This window comes from Buchnera aphidicola (Periphyllus acericola) (assembly GCF_964019855.1).
In the GTDB taxonomy this organism is placed as follows: domain Bacteria; phylum Pseudomonadota; class Gammaproteobacteria; order Enterobacterales; family Enterobacteriaceae; genus Buchnera_J; species Buchnera_J aphidicola_BC.
Window position 1 is genome coordinate 20,373 of the sequence record NZ_OZ026466.1, and the last position, 17,255, is coordinate 37,627.

Annotated in this window: 12 protein-coding genes and 1 pseudogene; 9 read left to right on the plus strand and 4 right to left on the minus strand. The window is 17.7% G+C overall.

Annotated elements, in window-relative coordinates:
• Positions 1 to 2: 2 nt before the first annotated feature.
• Positions 3 to 1,799, minus strand: a complete 1,797-nt coding sequence (lepA, locus tag AACK90_RS00100) for a translation elongation factor 4 (RefSeq protein ID WP_339043288.1) — start codon at positions 1,797 to 1,799, stop codon at positions 3 to 5.
• A 286-nt stretch (positions 1,800 to 2,085) separates the two neighbouring features.
• Between lepA and mnmA the strand changes: the two genes are divergently transcribed.
• The 7 genes and pseudogenes from mnmA (at position 2,086) to pyrF (ending at position 10,059) form a co-directional block, all read left to right on the plus strand.
• Positions 2,086 to 3,189: a tRNA 2-thiouridine(34) synthase MnmA gene (gene mnmA, locus AACK90_RS00105; RefSeq protein WP_339043290.1), complete on the plus strand. Its 1,104-nt coding sequence runs from the start codon at positions 2,086 to 2,088 to the stop codon at positions 3,187 to 3,189.
• Positions 3,190 to 3,925: 736 nt separating this feature from the next.
• Complete coding sequence (locus AACK90_RS00110; RefSeq protein ID WP_339043292.1) at positions 3,926 to 4,696, plus strand: enoyl-ACP reductase FabI; 771 nt, start codon at positions 3,926 to 3,928, stop codon at positions 4,694 to 4,696.
• Between the two features lie 170 nt (positions 4,697 to 4,866).
• The gene (locus AACK90_RS00115; RefSeq protein WP_339043294.1) at positions 4,867 to 6,819 is read left to right on the plus strand and encodes an exoribonuclease II; all 1,953 of its coding nucleotides are present in this window, start codon (positions 4,867 to 4,869) and stop codon (positions 6,817 to 6,819) included.
• Between the two features lie 157 nt (positions 6,820 to 6,976).
• Positions 6,977 to 7,594 (plus strand): YchE family NAAT transporter, encoded by a 618-nt coding sequence (locus AACK90_RS00120; protein WP_339043296.1) that lies wholly within the window; start codon positions 6,977 to 6,979, stop codon positions 7,592 to 7,594.
• 51 nt (positions 7,595 to 7,645) lie between these two features.
• Positions 7,646 to 8,311: a lipoyl(octanoyl) transferase LipB gene (gene lipB / locus AACK90_RS00125; RefSeq protein ID WP_339043298.1), complete on the plus strand. Its 666-nt coding sequence runs from the start codon at positions 7,646 to 7,648 to the stop codon at positions 8,309 to 8,311.
• Between the two features lie 125 nt (positions 8,312 to 8,436).
• Positions 8,437 to 9,288, plus strand: a pseudogene (gene lipA / locus AACK90_RS00130) (lipoyl synthase); the annotation flags it as partial.
• A 42-nt stretch (positions 9,289 to 9,330) separates the two neighbouring features.
• A complete protein-coding gene (gene pyrF, locus AACK90_RS00135) occupies positions 9,331 to 10,059 on the plus strand; it encodes an orotidine-5'-phosphate decarboxylase (RefSeq protein ID WP_339043300.1) in 729 nt (242 codons plus the stop codon).
• An 801-nt stretch (positions 10,060 to 10,860) separates the two neighbouring features.
• Here the strand turns inward: pyrF and sppA are convergent.
• From sppA to AACK90_RS00150, 3 genes are all read right to left on the minus strand, one after another.
• On the minus strand, positions 10,861 to 12,645 hold the full coding sequence (gene sppA, locus AACK90_RS00140; protein WP_339043656.1) for a signal peptide peptidase SppA: 1,785 nt from the start codon (positions 12,643 to 12,645) through the stop codon (positions 10,861 to 10,863).
• Positions 12,646 to 12,871: 226 nt separating this feature from the next.
• On the minus strand, positions 12,872 to 13,282 hold the full coding sequence (gene yciA / locus AACK90_RS00145; protein ID WP_339043302.1) for an acyl-CoA thioester hydrolase YciA: 411 nt from the start codon (positions 13,280 to 13,282) through the stop codon (positions 12,872 to 12,874).
• Between the two features lie 353 nt (positions 13,283 to 13,635).
• The gene (locus tag AACK90_RS00150; protein ID WP_339043304.1) at positions 13,636 to 14,412 is read right to left on the minus strand and encodes an inositol monophosphatase family protein; all 777 of its coding nucleotides are present in this window, start codon (positions 14,410 to 14,412) and stop codon (positions 13,636 to 13,638) included.
• A gap of 200 nt (positions 14,413 to 14,612) precedes the next feature.
• Between AACK90_RS00150 and hisS the strand changes: the two genes are divergently transcribed.
• The gene (hisS, locus tag AACK90_RS00155) at positions 14,613 to 15,917 is read left to right on the plus strand and encodes a histidine--tRNA ligase (protein ID WP_339043306.1); all 1,305 of its coding nucleotides are present in this window, start codon (positions 14,613 to 14,615) and stop codon (positions 15,915 to 15,917) included.
• Between the two features lie 54 nt (positions 15,918 to 15,971).
• Positions 15,972 to 17,222, plus strand: coding sequence for a serine hydroxymethyltransferase (glyA, locus tag AACK90_RS00160; protein WP_339043308.1), 1,251 nt, complete (start codon positions 15,972 to 15,974; stop codon positions 17,220 to 17,222).
• The last annotated feature ends 33 nt before the right edge of the window (positions 17,223 to 17,255 follow it).

Sequence of the window (17,255 nt, forward strand, 5' to 3'; positions counted from 1 at the left end):
TTTTAATTTTTATTTATATTCAAAATAGAAAAGAAAGCTTTTTTTGGTAAATCAATATTTCCTATCCTTTTCATTCTTTTTTTTCCTAATTTTTGTTTTTTTAATAATTTTTTTTTTCTAGAGATATCTCCTCCATAACATTTTGATAAAACATTTTTTCTTAATTGTTTTATTGTTGCACGGCATATTATTTTATTTTTTATTGATGCTTGTATAGAGATATCAAATTGTTGTCTAGGAATCATTTTTTTCATTTTTTCTATAATTTCTCTTCCTTTTTTTTGTGATAAACTTTCATGTACAATAAATGACAAAGCATCAATTTTTTCAGAATTAATTAAAATATTTAAATGAGTTAGATTAGATTTTTTAAAATATTTAAATTTATATTCTAAAGATGCATATCCGCTAGAAACAGATTTTATTTGATCAAAGAAATTTAAAACAATTTCTGACATTGGAATATGATATGTTAAAGATATTTGATGAGAATGATAAATCATTTTTTTTTGAATACCTCTTTTTTGTATACATAAAGAAATAATATTTCCAATATATTTTTGTGGTAATAAAATGATGCATTCTGCAATTGGTTCTCTAATTTCTTTATATTTTTCTTTAGTTGGAAATTGATTGGGAGAATTAATATATAAAATTTTATTTTTTTTAATCATTTGTATTTCATATGTTACAGTAGGAGGTGTTGAAATTAAATTTAAATTATATTCTCTTTCTAATCTTTCTTGAACAATTTCCATATGTAAAAGTCCAAGAAATCCACATTTAAATCCGAAACCTAAAGCTTGTGAATTTTCTGGTTCATAATATAATGATGCATCATTTAAACTTAATTTTCCTAATGCATCACGAAAATTTTCATATTGATTAGTATCTACTGTATACAATCCAGCATATATTTGTGGTTTTATTTTTTTAAATCCTGGAAGTTTTTTAACACATGAATTATTAGTTGAAGTTAATGTATCTCCTACAGGTACTGCAAGTATATTTTTAATTCCACATATAATCCATCCTACTTCTCCACAATTTAATTTTTTTAAAGATATTTGTTTAGGAGTAAAAATTCCAATTTTTTCAACTTTATATTTTTTTTTTGTACTCATTACTTGAATTTCTGATCCTTTAGAAATAAATCCATTTTTTATTCTTATTAAAGAAACTACTCCTAAATAATTATCAAACCATGAATCAATTATGATAGCTTGAAGGTAGTTTTTTTGAGAACCTGATGGTGATGGAATTTTATGAATAATTTTTTCTAATAAATTTTTTACTCCAAATCCAGTTTTAGCAGAACAAAAAATTGAATTTTTTGAAGAAATTCCAATAATATCTTCTATTTCATGAAGAACTCTATCTGGATCAGCATGAGGTAAATCAATTTTATTAATAACAGGAATTATTTTTATATTCATATCTAATGCTGTATAACAATTTGTTAATGTTTGAGCTTCTATTCCTTGTGTTGAATCAATTACAAGTAAAGCGCCTTCACATGCTGATAAAGAACGTTCTACTTCATAAGAAAAATTAACGTGTCCTGGTGTATCTATGCAATTTAAATAATATTTTTTTTTATTTTTTGATGTATATTGCATTGTTACTGTTTGTGCTTTTATTGTAATTCCTCTTTCTTTTTCTATATCCATAGTATCTAACATACAAGAAGAAATTTCTCTTTCTTTTAAATTTCCACAAATTTGAATTAATCTATCAGCTAAAGTGGATTTTCCATGATCGATATGTGCAATAATAGAAAAATTTCTTATATTTTTCATTAAATTTTGTACACCATAAAAAATTTTATATAAGTAACATAAAATATTTTTTTAAATAAAATTTATTTAAAAATTTTATTTATAATTTATAAGATAATTTTATGAAATATTTAATATTTTGTAAAAAATTTTAATTTATATTAATTTTTTTTAATAAAAATATAATTATTTATTAACTATTTTTTATAGAATATTTATTAAAATTTATTATAACATAGTTCATTATTAGAATAAAAAATTCAGTTTTTAAAAATATTTTAAAAAAAAAAAAATTAGGAGAGTATTGATGTTACGTAAAAAAAAGGTTATTGTTGCAATGTCTGGTGGTGTTGATTCTTCTGTTTCTGCTTGGTTACTTAAGAAAAAATATGTTGTTGAAGGACTATTTATGAAAAATTGGGAAGAAGAAGATAGTTCAAAATATTGTAATTCTAAAAAAGATTTAAAAGATGCACAAGATGTTTGTAAATCTTTAAATATTATATTGCATACTGTAAATTTTTCTCTAGAATATTGGAATTTTGTTTTTAAAAATTTTTTATCTGAACATAAAAAAGGAAGAACTCCTAATCCAGATATATTATGTAATAAAGAAATTAAATTTAAAATGTTTTTAAGATTTTCAATAGAATTTTTAAAAGCTGATTATATTGCTACTGGACATTATGCTATAAATCTTTTTCAAAATCATTCATATTTTTTATTAAAAGGAATAGATCGAATTAAAGATCAAAGCTATTTTTTATATACTTTAAATCAAAATCAATTAAAAAAAATTTTATTTCCTTTAGGTATTTTTAAAAAATCAAAAGTTCGATCTATTGCCGAAAAAATAAATTTAAAAGTTTATAAAAAAAAAGATTCAACTGGAATATGTTTTATTCAACCAAAATTTTATAGAAAATTTTTAAATAAATATATTCCTCAAAAAAAAGGAAAAATTTTAACAATTAAAAAAGATTTTATAGGATATCATTTTGGTTTATTCAATTATACTTTAGGTCAAAGAAAAGGATTAAATATAGGAGGATTAAAAAATTATAAAAATATTCCATGGTATGTAGTTGAAAAAGATTTAAAAAATAATTTTTTAATAGTAGATCAAGGGATAAATAATATTAATTTATTATCTTTAGGGTTATTTATTAAAAAAATTCATTGGATTAATAATATTTTAATTAATTTTCCGTTAAAATGTAATGTTAAAACAAGATATTCTCAAATTGAATGTTCTTGCACAATTAAAAAAAAAAAAAATAAATTTAAAGTAATTTTTTTATCTCCTATTTCTTCTATTACTCCAGGACAATCTGCTGTATTTTATTTAAAAAATATTTGTTTAGGTGGTGGAATCATTCATAAAAGAATTCCATTAAAAAAAAATTTTTAAAAAAAATTTTTTATTTTTTTTTAAAATTTTTATAAATTTAAATAAATTTATTAATTTATTTTTTATAAATTATTTCTATATTATATGGTTTTTATTAAAAATTTATAAAAATTTAAAAAATCTATTTAGTTAATATATTTTTATCATATATATTTTATTTAGTGAATTTTATTAGTTAAAATATTTGTTTTTAAATACAATTAATTAAAGAATTTTTTATTATTTAATAATTAAATTAAAAATTATTTTAAAAATATATATAAAATTAAAAATAATTTTAAAATATAACTAATGATAGTATAAAATTTATTATTTTAATTTTAAAATATAAACTTATTAAAAATAAATTATAATGAAATAATTTGAGAGTTTTTTTTATATAAATTTTTAATAAAATTAATAATGTTATATATATTTTAATTATAAAAAATTTTAAAGAAAATTTTATTTTTTAAAATTGGAGTAAAATTTTTAATAAAATGAATTTAAAAAAAAATAAAAAAAATTAATATAAAATAAAATAAAAAAAAAATATTAAAAAAATTTATAAAAATTTTAATTATTTAAAAAGATAAATTATAAAATTAAATTTTCTTGAATTAGATTTTAAAATTTATATATTTTAATAAAAAAAATAAAATTTTTAAATTTTTCATAAATTTTTATATAAAATTTTTTAAAAAAAATATTTATTTAAAAAATAAAAAAATAAGAAATATAATAAAAAGGAACACAAATGGGATTTTTATTAAATAAAAAGATTTTAATTATTGGAGTTTATAATAAATTTTCTATTGCTTATGGTATAGCTAAATCTATGTATTTTCATGGAGCTAAATTAGCTTTTACTTATGAAAAAAAAAAATTTAAAAAAAAAATAAAATTGATTTCAAAAAAATTTAATTCTAATATTTATATAAAATGTAATTTATTAAAAAATAATGACATTAAGAATTTATTTTTAAAAATAAAATCTTTATGGAAAAATTTTGATGGAATTGTTCATTCTATAGCTTTTTTAGAAAAAAAATATTTTAATAAAAATTATGTTGATTCTATTACAAAAAAATCCTTTAATAAATCTCATGAAGTTGGTTCATATAGTTTTGTTTTATTATCAAAATATTTAAAACCTATTTTAAATAAAAATTCAAGTTTATTAACTATATCTTATTTAGGTTCAACAAGATGTATATTAAATTATAATTTAATGGGTTTAGTTAAAGCTTCTTTAGAATCGAATGTTAGATATATGGCTTGTGCTTTAGGACCTAATATTCGAGTCAATGCTATTTCTCCTGGACCTGTTAAAACTTCTTCTTCTTATGTTATTAATGGATTTCAAAAAATTTTAGATTTAAATAAAAATTTTTCACCAATTAAACGTAATATTTCGATTAATGAAATAGGAAATGTTGCATCTTTTTTAGCTAGTAATTTATCTTCTGGAATTACAGGTCAAATAATATATGTTGACGGTGGATTTAATATTGTTGGTATTTTTTAAATATTTAAAATTTTTTTGGAATTATATATATAATTTTGTTTGGTCTTTTATTAAAATCATAGTATATTAATTTTATATATTTAATATTTAAGATATTTAAATTTTTTGTAAATGTATTTTATTATATTTTATATAATTTATAAAATTAAAATATTTTAGGCTAAATTATTATGTTTGAAAATAATCGAATTTTACTTAATCTAAAAAAAAAATTAAAAATAAATACACCAAGAGTAGAAGGAATTGTAAAAAAATCTAATAAAGGATTTGGATTTTTAGAAATTAATTCTAAAAATAGTTATTTTATTCCTCCAAAAAAAATTAAAAAAGTAATGCATGGTGACAAAATTATTGCTCGTATTGGTTTTTCTAAGAATAGAGAAATAGTAATTCCAGAAAAACTTGTTGAACCTTTTTTAAATACTTTTGTTGGTCGTTTACAAAAAATTAATAAGAAATTATTTATAATACCTGATTATCCTTTTTTAAAAGAATTTATTCCATGTAATTTTTTACTTAAAGATAAATTATCTTATGAATCTGGTGATTGGTTTTTAGCAAAATTAACTAAGCATAAATTAAAAGATAATAATGTTTTTCATGCTGAAATTATAAAATTTATTTCAAAAAAAAAAGATCCTTTTACACAATGGTTTGTTACTTTAACAAAACATGGTCTTAAATCTTCTGAACCAAAATGTAAAATTAAAAAAAATATTTTATTTGATGAAAACTTTAAAAAAAGAAAAGATTTAACTCATTTAAATTTTATTACAATTGATAGTAATAATACTCAAGATATTGATGATGCTGTATTTATTAAAAAAGTTGAAAATGATTGTTTAGAATTAACAGTTGCCATTTCAGATGTTACTTCATATGTAAATTATAATAGTGAATTAGATATTATTGCTTCAAAAAGAGGATTTACAAATTATTTACCTGGATTTAATATTCCAATGTTGCCTCGATTTTTATCTGAAAATTTATGTTCTTTACAACCTTATGAAAAACGTCCTGTACTTGCTTGTACTATGATAATATCAAAAAATGGAAAAATTAAAAAAAATAGTAATTTTTTTTTAGCATGGATAAAATCTCATGGAAAACTTTCATATAAAAATGTTTCAGATTTTTTAGAAAAGAAAAGTTTTTGGAAACCATTAAATAAAAAAATAGAAGAACAAATATTATTATTATATGATTTTTGTATATCTCGTATAAAATGGAGAAAAAAAAATTCTTTAATTTTTCCAGATAGAAATGAATATAAATTTAATTTATCTAAAAATTGTGAAATCTTAAATATTTCTATTGAAAAAAGAAGAATTGCTCATAAAATTATTGAAGAATGTATGATATCTGCTAATTTTATTGCAGCAAATACTTTATTTAAAAATAAATGTTTAGGATTATATAATAATCATTCTGGTTTTGATTTATCTGGTGCTAATCAAATTTCATTATTATTAATTAAAAAAAAAATTTTTATTAATTCAAAAGAATTACTTACGTTAAAAGGATTTTGTAATTTATATAGAATTTTAGAAAATAAAAAATATAAATATTTAAATAGTAGAATTAGAAGATTTCAATCGTTTAGTGAAATTAGTTTTAATCCTCATCCTCATTATGCTTTAGGTTTTAAAAGATATGCGACATGGACATCTCCAATTAGAAAATATGGAGATTTAATAAATCATAGATTTTTAAAATCAATGATTTTTAATAAAAAACCTATTTTTTTAAAAAATGATATTCTTCAAAAAATTTCTAATCAAAAAAGAAAACATAGATTGTCAGAAAGAGAAATTCAAGATTTTTTATATATAAAATATTTTAAAACTAAAAATTTAAAAAATTTAATATTTAATGCTGAAATTTTTGAAGTATCTAAAGGAGGTATTCGAGCAAAATTATTAGAAAATGGAGCTAATATTTTTATTCCAAATTCTTTTATTCATAACATTCGTTCAGAATTAGATTTTAATAAAGAAGAAGGATTAATTTTTATTAATGGAAAAATATTCTATAAAATTTCAGACATTATTAAAGTAAATTTAATAGATATCAGAATAGACACAAAAAATATTATAGCAAAACCTATTATAAAATTAAAATAATTTTTTCAATAAATTAATATAAATAAATTTTATTAATATTTTTTTAAAAAATATTTTCAGTATAATAAAGAATAATTTAATAAAAAATCATATAATTTTAAGTTTTATAAAAAATTTTAAAATTCAACCTTTAAATTTTAACTTATATCAGGAATATATGAATATATTTAATTTTGATTATTCTATTTATGTAAATTTTTTTATTAGTTTATTTGTTTTAGTTAATCCTATTGGAATGATTCCTATTTTTACAAGTATGACAAATAATATTTCTTATAGAGAACGAAATAGAATTAATCGTATTGCAAATTTTTCAGCTTTTATAATATTGTGTGTGTCTTTATTAATTGGTCAAAATATTTTAGATTTTTTTAAAATTTCTATTTCTTCTTTTAGAATTTCTGGAGGAATTTTAATTTTTATGACATCTTTATCTATGATTTTTGATAAAAAAAATGTACGAAATAAGAAAAAAAAAATAAATTTAAAAAATATTGCAATTATACCTTTATCTATGCCTTTAATTTCTGGTCCAGGAGCTATTAGTTCTACTATACTTTGGAATAATGAAAATCCTGGATTTTTTAATATAATTATTTGTATTTTAATTATGTTAATTTTTTTTTATTTTTGTTATTTAATATTTGAAATATCTCCATTTTTTGTTCAAATTTTAGGAAAAGTTGGTATAGAAATAACAACAAAAATTATGGGTTTGTTATTAATGTCTTTAAGTGTAGAATTTGTTGTATCTGGAATTAAATCGATTTTTTAAATTTTATTATATAAATAAATAAATTTTTTACTAAATAATAAAAAAAAAAATATGAAAAAAATTTATATTCGGAATTTAGGAAAAACTCATTGTAATATAATTTCTAGTGCTATGCATGTTTTTACAAGATCTAGAACAATAAAAACTATAGATGAAATATGGTTTACTGAACATTATTCTATTTTTACTCAAGGAATTTTAGAAAAAAATAAAAATATAATAAAAAAAATAAAAAATATTCCAATTGAATTACATGATAGAGGGGGAAAAATTACTTATCATGGACCTGGTCAACAATTAGTTTATATTTTAATTAATTTAAAAAAAAATAAAATAAATATAAAAAAATTTTTATTTTTAATAGAAAAAGTTATAATTAATACATTAAAAATTTTTTCCATTGAATCTTATAGTGTTACAAAATTTCCTGGTATTTATATTAACAAAAAAAAATTTTGTTCGATTGGTTTTAGGATAATAAATAATTGTTCATTATATGGAATATCTTATAATATTAATACTAATTTAAAACCATATGATTATATAAATCCTTGTGGAAATAAATTTATTAAAATGATTAATTTAAGGGATATAAATCCAATGATAACTATGAAAATTTTTAGAAAAAAATTTATAGAAGTATTTACAAAAATTTTTAAATATCAAGAAATTTATAAATCTTCCTATAATGTTTTAGATAAAATTGATTTAAATTAAATATTTTATTTATTTTTTATAAAATTATATTTTATATATTATTTTTTAAAAAATATATAAAAAGTACAATTTAATTTATTTTTTTTTTAAAATATATTTATATTATAAGTTGAGTGTTTTAAATGTTAAGAAAACCTAGTTGGATTAAAATAAAAATTCCAAAGAATTCTACTAAAGTTGAAAATATTAAAAATGTTTTAAGAAGAAATTCTTTAAACACAGTTTGTGAAGAAGCACAATGTCCTAATTTAACTGAATGTTTTAATAAAGGAACAGCAACTTTTTTAATACTCGGTTCTATCTGTACGAGAAAATGTCCTTTTTGTGGTGTAAAAAAAGGAAGACCTAAAAATATTGATTTAAATGAACCAAAAAAATTAGCAAAAGTTATTTCATATATGAATTTAAAATATGTTGTTTTAACTTCTGTTAATCGTGATGATTTAAAAGATGGAGGAGTTTCACAATTTATTAATTGTATTAAAGAAATTAGAAAAATTAAAAATGTTAAAATAGAAATATTAGTTCCAGACTTTAGAAAAAAAGAAAAAATTGCATTAAAATTAATGAAAGATAATCTTCCAGATGTTTTTAATCATAATATAGAAACAGTTCCAAGATTATATAAAACTGTTAGGCCAGGAGCAAATTATATAAAATCTTTATTTTTATTAAATAGTTTTAAAAAAAAATTTCCTATGATTCCAACAAAATCTGGTTTAATGGTTGGTTTAGGAGAAAAAAAAAATGAAATTTTTACAGTTTTAAAAGATCTTCATAATAATGGAGTCTCTATGTTAACAATAGGTCAATATCTTCAACCAAGTAAGATTCATCTTCCTGTTCAAAAATATTTAACCCATAAAGAATTTAAAAAAATTAAAAAAAAAGCTAAATTTATAGGTTTTAAATATATTTTTTGTGGACCTTTAGTTAGATCTTCATATCATGCTCATGATCAATATAAAAATATTTAAATTTATAAAAAATTTTTTTAAATATATTTTTAGAGATTAAATATGTTAAATAATACTTTTATAAAACAAATTAAAACAAAAATTATAATTGCATTAGATTTTAAAAAAATTAATCAAGCTATAAATTTAATTAAATTTTTAGATCCTAAAATTTATAGATTAAAAATTGGAAAAGAAATGTTTTTTTTATTTGGGTTAAGTTTTATAAAAAAAATTATAAATTTAGGTTTTAAAGTATTTTTAGATTTAAAATTACATGATATTCCAAATACTGTGGAAAAATCTATTAAATCTTTTTCAGATTTAGGTATTTGGATGATTAGCATTCATGCAATGGGAGGAAAAGAAATGATGAAATCTGCTAAAATGGCTATTTCATCTTATAAAAAAAAACCTCCATTGTTAGTTGCAGTTACTGTTTTGAGTAGTTTAAAAAATAGAAATTTAAAAGATATAGGGATTTTTATTTCTTTAAAAAAGTATGTTTTATTGTTATCAAAATTATGTAAAAAAATTGGTTTAGATGGAGTTATTTGTCCTGGAAATTTTTCAAATAATATAAAGAATTTTTTAGGAAAAGATTTTAAAGTTATTTCACCTGGAGTAAGATTTTTAGGAACTGAATCTCATGATCAAAAAAACGTTATTATTCCAGAAGATGTTTCAAAATTAAATATTGATTATATTGTATTAGGAAGAATAATTACTCTTTCTAGAAATCCAATTCAAGATTTAAATTTAGTTAAATCAAAAATAAATAATTTTATATAAAATTATTTATTTTTTTTATGTTTTATATTTTTTATAAAAATTAATTAAAATTGTTATAGAGACTTTATAAGCTTCAAAAAAAATAAAATAAAAAAAAAAAAAATAAAATAAAAAAAATAACTTTATCTATTTTTCTAAAAAAATTTGGAAATTTTTCAATTGTATATTTTTAAGAAAAAAATATTTTATAAAAAAAATATTTTTTTAATATATTTAAATTTACATAAAAAAATATATTCTAATTAAAATTTATCTAAAATATTTGATGAGGAGATTCATTATTTAGTTTATTTTATGATTATAGAAATAAATTAAAATCTAAATTATTTTTAATTTCAGAAGAAGGAAATTAAATTTTAATTTATTATAGAATAGAAGAAAGAAATATAGGTTTAATAAATAAAATATATGAATTACAATATATTAATTTTGATATAGTAAAATTAAATAAAAAATTATTATTCATAGTAAATGAAAAAGATTTTTTATAATTTTTTCTGATGTTTAATAAATTATTAAAAATTATAAAAATATTTTTATTAAAAAATAATTCATTAAAAGTAAAAAATTTTAAAACAACCAGAAATTAATATAGAAAAAAGAATTGTATTAATTATTAGAATAAATAAAAAAAATAAATTTTATATGTATACTAAAAAAAATTTGTCATTATTTTTAATAATAAATTTTTTATTTTTATAAAAATAATTATTTATTTATAAACTTTAAAATAATTATAAATTACTCACAATTATAATATTTTTTAAAAAAAAATAAATATATATTTGTGAGTAATGAAATTTATTTAATAAAATTTCTATTATTTAATGAGTATAAATATTCTTTATTTTCATTATTTATAATATATATTAAATCTTTATTAAATTTAAAAGAATTAATATTTTTTTTAGAAAATAAAGGAAAATACATTTGAAATATATTAAAAAATCTTTTTTCTATAAATTTATTAGTTTTTAAAAAAAGAAAATTTGAAAGTATTGTATTTTTTTTTGTATATATAAATTTTATATGAAAATTTTTTAAATTAGTCATTTCTGAAGCTTTTTTTATAGCGTCATCTAAATTTCCTAATTGATCTACTAAACCTATTTTTTTAGCTTGATATCCTGTCCAAATTTTTCCTTCAGCAATTTTTTCTATTTCTTCAATACTTTTATGTCTAGATTTTGCTACAATTTCTAGAAATTTTTTGTAATTCATATTGATATGAAATTTTATAAATTTTTTTAATTCAGGAGAAATATCATGAAAAATATTGTTATCTCTAAAATTAGATATTGCAGTATTATCGTAATAAATTCCTAAAGATTTTAAAGATTTTTCTAAAGTATAAAAATAATTAAATATTCCTATAGATCCAGTAATTGTTGTTGGGCTTGATATAATATAATCTCCAGCGGTTGAAATCCAGTAACCTCCAGATGCTGTTGTTCCTCCCATTAATATAATTAATGGTTTTTTAGATTTTTTAAAATTATTTAATGATTTTCTTATTTTTTCTGATTCAGCTAATGTTCCTCCAGGACTATTTATAAAAAATATTAAGGCCTTAATATTTTTATCTTTTTTTGCTGATTGAATTTTTGAAATTGTTGTTGAAATATTAATTGCATTTTCGTTATTTATATCGTTTAAAATTGATCCATCATTTGTTATGATTCCAATTGATGGAAATTCATTTTTTTTATTATCATTTAATAATTTTAATTTGTATTCATATATGTTTATTAATTTATATCTTTTATTATTTGTTAATTCCGAAAATTTTTTTCTTAAAATATTATTAATATTTTTATTAGATAAAACATAATCTACTAATCTATTATTTTTAGCATATTTTGTCATATCTTCATCAATATCTTTAAATTTAAATATTTTTTTATTTAAAAAAGGACAAATTTTTTCTATTTTAATTTTTCTATTTATTGAAATTTTTTTTAAATATTGTTTCCATAAAAAATGTATTATTTTTAAATTTTCTTTCTTTATTTCTTCAGATGGACCATTTCTTGTTATAGGTTCGACAGCAGATTTGTATTTTCCTGTTCTAAAAACATGAACATTAACATGTAATTTATCTAAAATATCTTTATAGTAAAAATTTTTTATTGAAATTCCATTAAAATCAATTGTTCCATGTTTTTTTAAAAAAATTAAATTTGAAAAACTAGCTAAATAATATTGTGCTTGTGAATAATTTTTACCAACAGAATAAATTGGTTTTCCTGATTTTTTGAATTTTTTTAAACACTCTCCAAAATATTCTAAAGCAGGTTGGCTTCCTCCACCAAAATTTTCAAAATTTAATAGAATCGCTTTAATATTTTTATCTTCTTTTGCTTGTTTTATTTTTTTGCATAATAGAAATAAAGAATTTTTTTTAATATTTATGTTGTGATTAAATATTTTTTTTAAAAAATTTCCTTCAATATTTTGTTCTGAATAATATTTTTCTTTTAATGGTCCATTTAAATCAATTTTTAAAATTCCTATTTTAGGTTCTTCTACAATATTTTTTTTTTGAAATTTTGTATGAAGAAATAAAAAAATTATGCAAATAAAAATAAAAAAAAAATTATATTAAAAAATGTTTTTTTTATAAAATTAATTATATTTAATGCGAGGATAATTAAATTTATAATTTTTTTTAAAATATTTTTCATTAAAATTGCCTAATATTAAGTTTTTATAAAAATATAAATTTAGTAATAAAAATTTTTACTTATAATAGTATAAAACAAAAAAAAAAAAAATAAACATTATTTAATTAAAAATTTTTTATACTTTTTAATCATTTTTTTTTAAAAATTTTTTTTGGTTGTCCATTTTCGTCTATTGCAACATAAAAAAAAGTACCTTTTGTAGATAAATATTTTTCTTTTATGGGTTTAGAATATAATCTTTTTACCCAAATTTCTATTTTTATTTTCATAGAACTACTTCCTTTTTTAATACATTTTCCATAACAATTTATAATATCTCCAATAGAAATAGATTTTAAAAAAGATATATTAGATTGAACTGTAACTACTCGACCCATTGCAATTTGTTTTGCTAGAATAGCACCTCCTATATCCATTTGAGACATAATCCATCCTCCAAAAATATCTCCATTTGCATTTGTATTATGAGGCATTGCTAAAGTTTTTAAGAGTAAATTTTTTTTATTTTTCACATTTAAATTCTTTATTGTTAATTGCATTAATATTCCTATTTTTTAAATTAATACTATTTATTATTTTAGAAAAAATTTAAAAACAATTTTCTATAAAGAAGATATTTATGTAAATATAAATTATGAAATAATATTTAAATTTTTTAAAAAAGTTTATTTATTTTATAAAAGTAATTTTTTTTTCTTTTCTTTTCTTTTTTTTTTTTTTTTTTTTTTGAAATTTTAGAGTTTAAAAATAAGAATTTTATATTTTATAAAATATAAATTAATTAATTTTTTTTATATTTTTTTAATAATATTTTTTAAAATATAATATTTTTATTAAAAAATTCTTAAAAATTAATTTATTTTTTTTTTAAAATTATAATAAAATTTTTACATTATATTAATAATTTTATTTCATTTATAATTAATTTTAATAAATTTGAATTATTAGCTATTATTGCAATTTTATTATTATAATTACAACCTCCTTTATAATCACTAATTATTCCTCCTGATTCTTTTACTTGTAATATTCCAGAATAATAATTATTTATTTTAAAATTAAAGTCTAACATAAAATCGATTCTTCCATCTGATAAATATGATAAATCTAAAGGAATTAAACTTGTTGTTCTAAAAATAACACCTTTTTTAAACAAATTTTTTAAAATTTTTAAATATTTTTTTTTTTTATTTAAAAATATACTTTTTAATTTTAGAGAGAAATAACTTTTATTAAGAGAATTAAAAGATGAACATCTCATACGATATCCATTAACTTGAGCTCCATTACCTTTTACTGCAGTAAATATTTCATTTCTAAATGGATCATAAATTACAGATATATTAAGAATTTTTTTAAAAAAAATTACAATAGATATACAAAAATTTGGAAATTTTTTTAAGAAATTTTTTTTTCCATTAAATAAATTAATAATCCAAATTGGATTTTTAAAATTTTTAAATTTAATAGAATTATATTTTGTAAAAATATTATGTTGTGGATAAGAGTTTTTAATAATATTTATAATAATTTTACGAGTTTTATAAATTTCTTGAATAAATATTTTTTTTTTTTCAAAATCATTAAATATTTTTTTATCATAAAATTGTATAATATTATTACCTCCTTTTCTTGCTGCTCGAATTGCGATGTTTAAGATTGGATGCATTTATTTTTCCTATAAAGTTTTATTATTTATTAAAAAATTTTTATATATTATCATTTTAATATAATTGAATTAAAATGATTATTTCATATTTTAAAAAATATTTTTTATAAAATTTTTGTGTTATTTAATATATAAAAAATTTTTATCTATTTTTTTAAATTTTTTCTAGCAACAAATTAATTTTAAAGGAGAATTTTTTAGTGATAAAAAAAATAATTTCTATTCGAGGAATGCATGATTATCTTCCATATGAGTTAAAAATTTGGCAAAAAACTGAAAAAATTTTAAAAAAAATTTTTAAAAATTATGGATATTATGAAATTAGATTACCTATTTTAGAAAGAACTGAATTATTTAATCGATCTATTGGTAATGTAACAGATATTATTGAAAAAGAAATGTATACTTTTTATGATAAAAGTAAAAAAAATATAACATTAAGACCAGAAGCTACTGCAAGTTGTTCAAGAGCTTATATTGAAAATAATCTTGAAAAAAATATTCAACAAAGATTTTGGTATTATGGACCTATGTTTCGTTATGAAAGACCACAAAAAGGAAGATATAGACAATTTTATCAATTTGGTTGTGAAGTATATGGTTTAAATACAAAAGAAATAGAATTAGAATTAATTATTTTATTAAATCGTTGTTGGAAATCTTTAAAAATAGATAAAAAAATTTTTTTAGAAATAAATTCGATTGGAACTATTCAATCTAGAGAAAAATATAAAATTGATTTAGTTAAATTTTTAATTTCTAATAAAAAAAAATTGGATAAAGAATCTAAAATTAAATTATATAAGAATCCATTAAGAATTTTAGATACTAAAAATAAATTAACTCAAAAATTATTAATTAATTCTCCAAATTTATTAGATTATCTTGATAATAATTCTAAAAATTATTTTAAAAAATTATGTAAATCTTTAAATAAATTTAAAATTCCATATAAAATTAATAATAATTTAGTTAGAGGATTAGATTATTATAACGATATAGTTTTTGAATGGAAATCTAATAATAAAAAATTTAGTTCTCAAAATACAATATGTGCTGGAGGACGTTATGATAATTTAATTAAAACTTTAGGAGGAAATTCTTCAGTACCTGCGTTAGGTTTTGCTATTGGTATGGAAAGATTAATATATATAATTAATAATGAAAAATCATTTTTTATAAAAAATTTAGAAACGGATATTTATATTATTTCTAATTTAAATAAAAAAAGTATATATCATATTAAATTTGCTGAAAATATAAGAAATATATTTAATAATTTACGTATTGTTCAAGATTTTAATGTTGGATCTATAAAAAAAAAGATAACTAGATCAAAAAAATTTAATTCTAAAGTAACTATTATAATAAGCTATTCTCAAAAAAATAAAAAAATTTTTCAAATAAAATATTTTAATTCTTCTATAATTAAAGTTCTTGATTTCGATAAAATAGTTAAGGAATTACAAAATTATTTTAATAAATTATATGGAAAATTTATATAATTTAAATGTTTAAATTAATTAAATTTTTTTATTTTTTGATATTGGAGAAAATTCATGTTTTTAAAAAATATATACAAAAAATCAGATTTAAAATTATGGAATTATATAAAAAAAGAAAAAAATAGACAAAACAAAAATATTACTTTAATTGCTTCAGAAAATTATGCTAGTGTTGAAGTAATGAGAGCTCAAGGTTCAATTTTAACTAATAAATATGCAGAAGGATATCCTAAAAAAAGATATTATGGAGGTTGTAAATATGTTGATAAAATAGAAAATTTAGCTATAAATAGAGCAAAAATTTTGTTTAATTCAGATTTTGCAAATGTTCAACCTCATTCTGGTTCACAAGCTAATTTTTCTGTTTATAATGCTCTTTTAAATCCAGGTGATAAGATTTTAGGAATGAATTTATGTGATGGAGGGCATTTAACACATGGTTCAAAAGTAAATTTTTCTGGTAAATTATATCAATCTATTTCATACAAATTAGATTCTTATGGAAATATTAATTATCACCAAATTAAAAATCTTGCAGAAAAACATTTACCTAAAATAATCATAGGAGGATTTTCATCATATTCTGGTTTATGTAATTGGAAAAAAATGAGAAAAATTGCTGATTCAATTAACGCATATTTAGTAGTAGATATTTCACATATAGCTGGATTAATTGTTTCTGGTTTATATTCTAGTCCAATAAATTACGCACATGTAGTGACAACTACTACACATAAAACTCTTTCAGGTCCTCGTGGAGGATTAATTTTATCTAATACAAAAGATCAGAAATTGTACGATTTATTAAATAAATCTGTTTTTCCAGGTTCACAAGGTGGTCCATTAATTCATATAATTGCAGCTAAAGCAATTGCTTTTAAAGAAGCTATGAGTAAAAATTTTTTAAAATATCAAAAACAAATATTAAAAAATTCAAAAATCATGTCAAAATATTTTATGAAAAAAAAATTTAAAATAGTTTCAAATGGAACATTTAATCATCTATTTGTAATAGATTTAACAAATAAAAATATTTCTGGAAAAAATGCTGAATATTTTTTAAATAAATCTAATATTATAGTTAATAAAAATACAATTCCAAATGATTTAAAAAGTTCTTTTATTACTTCTGGTATTCGTATTGGGACACCAGCAATTACTCGTAGAGGTTTTAAAGAATTAGAATCAGAAAAAGTAGCATATTGGATTACACATTTAATTAACAATTTTAATAATTATAATATAATTTCAAATATTAAAAAAAAAGTTTTAAAAATATGTTCTAAATATCCAGTACATTTTTAATATAAAAAATACTATTTTTTTTTTTTTTAATTT

Coding starts and splice junctions, on each gene's coding strand:
- mnmA (WP_339043290.1), top strand. CDS start 2,086: ATGTTACGTAAAAAAAAGGTTATTGTTGCAATGTCTGGTGGTGTTGAT.
- AACK90_RS00110 (WP_339043292.1), top strand. CDS start 3,926: ATGGGATTTTTATTAAATAAAAAGATTTTAATTATTGGAGTTTATAAT.
- AACK90_RS00115 (WP_339043294.1), top strand. CDS start 4,867: ATGTTTGAAAATAATCGAATTTTACTTAATCTAAAAAAAAAATTAAAA.
- glyA (WP_339043308.1), top strand. CDS start 15,972: ATGTTTTTAAAAAATATATACAAAAAATCAGATTTAAAATTATGGAAT.
- AACK90_RS00150 (WP_339043304.1), bottom strand. CDS start 14,412: ATGCATCCAATCTTAAACATCGCAATTCGAGCAGCAAGAAAAGGAGGT.
- AACK90_RS00120 (WP_339043296.1), top strand. CDS start 6,977: ATGAATATATTTAATTTTGATTATTCTATTTATGTAAATTTTTTTATT.
- lipB (WP_339043298.1), top strand. CDS start 7,646: ATGAAAAAAATTTATATTCGGAATTTAGGAAAAACTCATTGTAATATA.
- lepA (WP_339043288.1), bottom strand. CDS start 1,799: ATGAAAAATATAAGAAATTTTTCTATTATTGCACATATCGATCATGGA.
- pyrF (WP_339043300.1), top strand. CDS start 9,331: ATGTTAAATAATACTTTTATAAAACAAATTAAAACAAAAATTATAATT.
- yciA (WP_339043302.1), bottom strand. CDS start 13,282: ATGCAATTAACAATAAAGAATTTAAATGTGAAAAATAAAAAAAATTTA.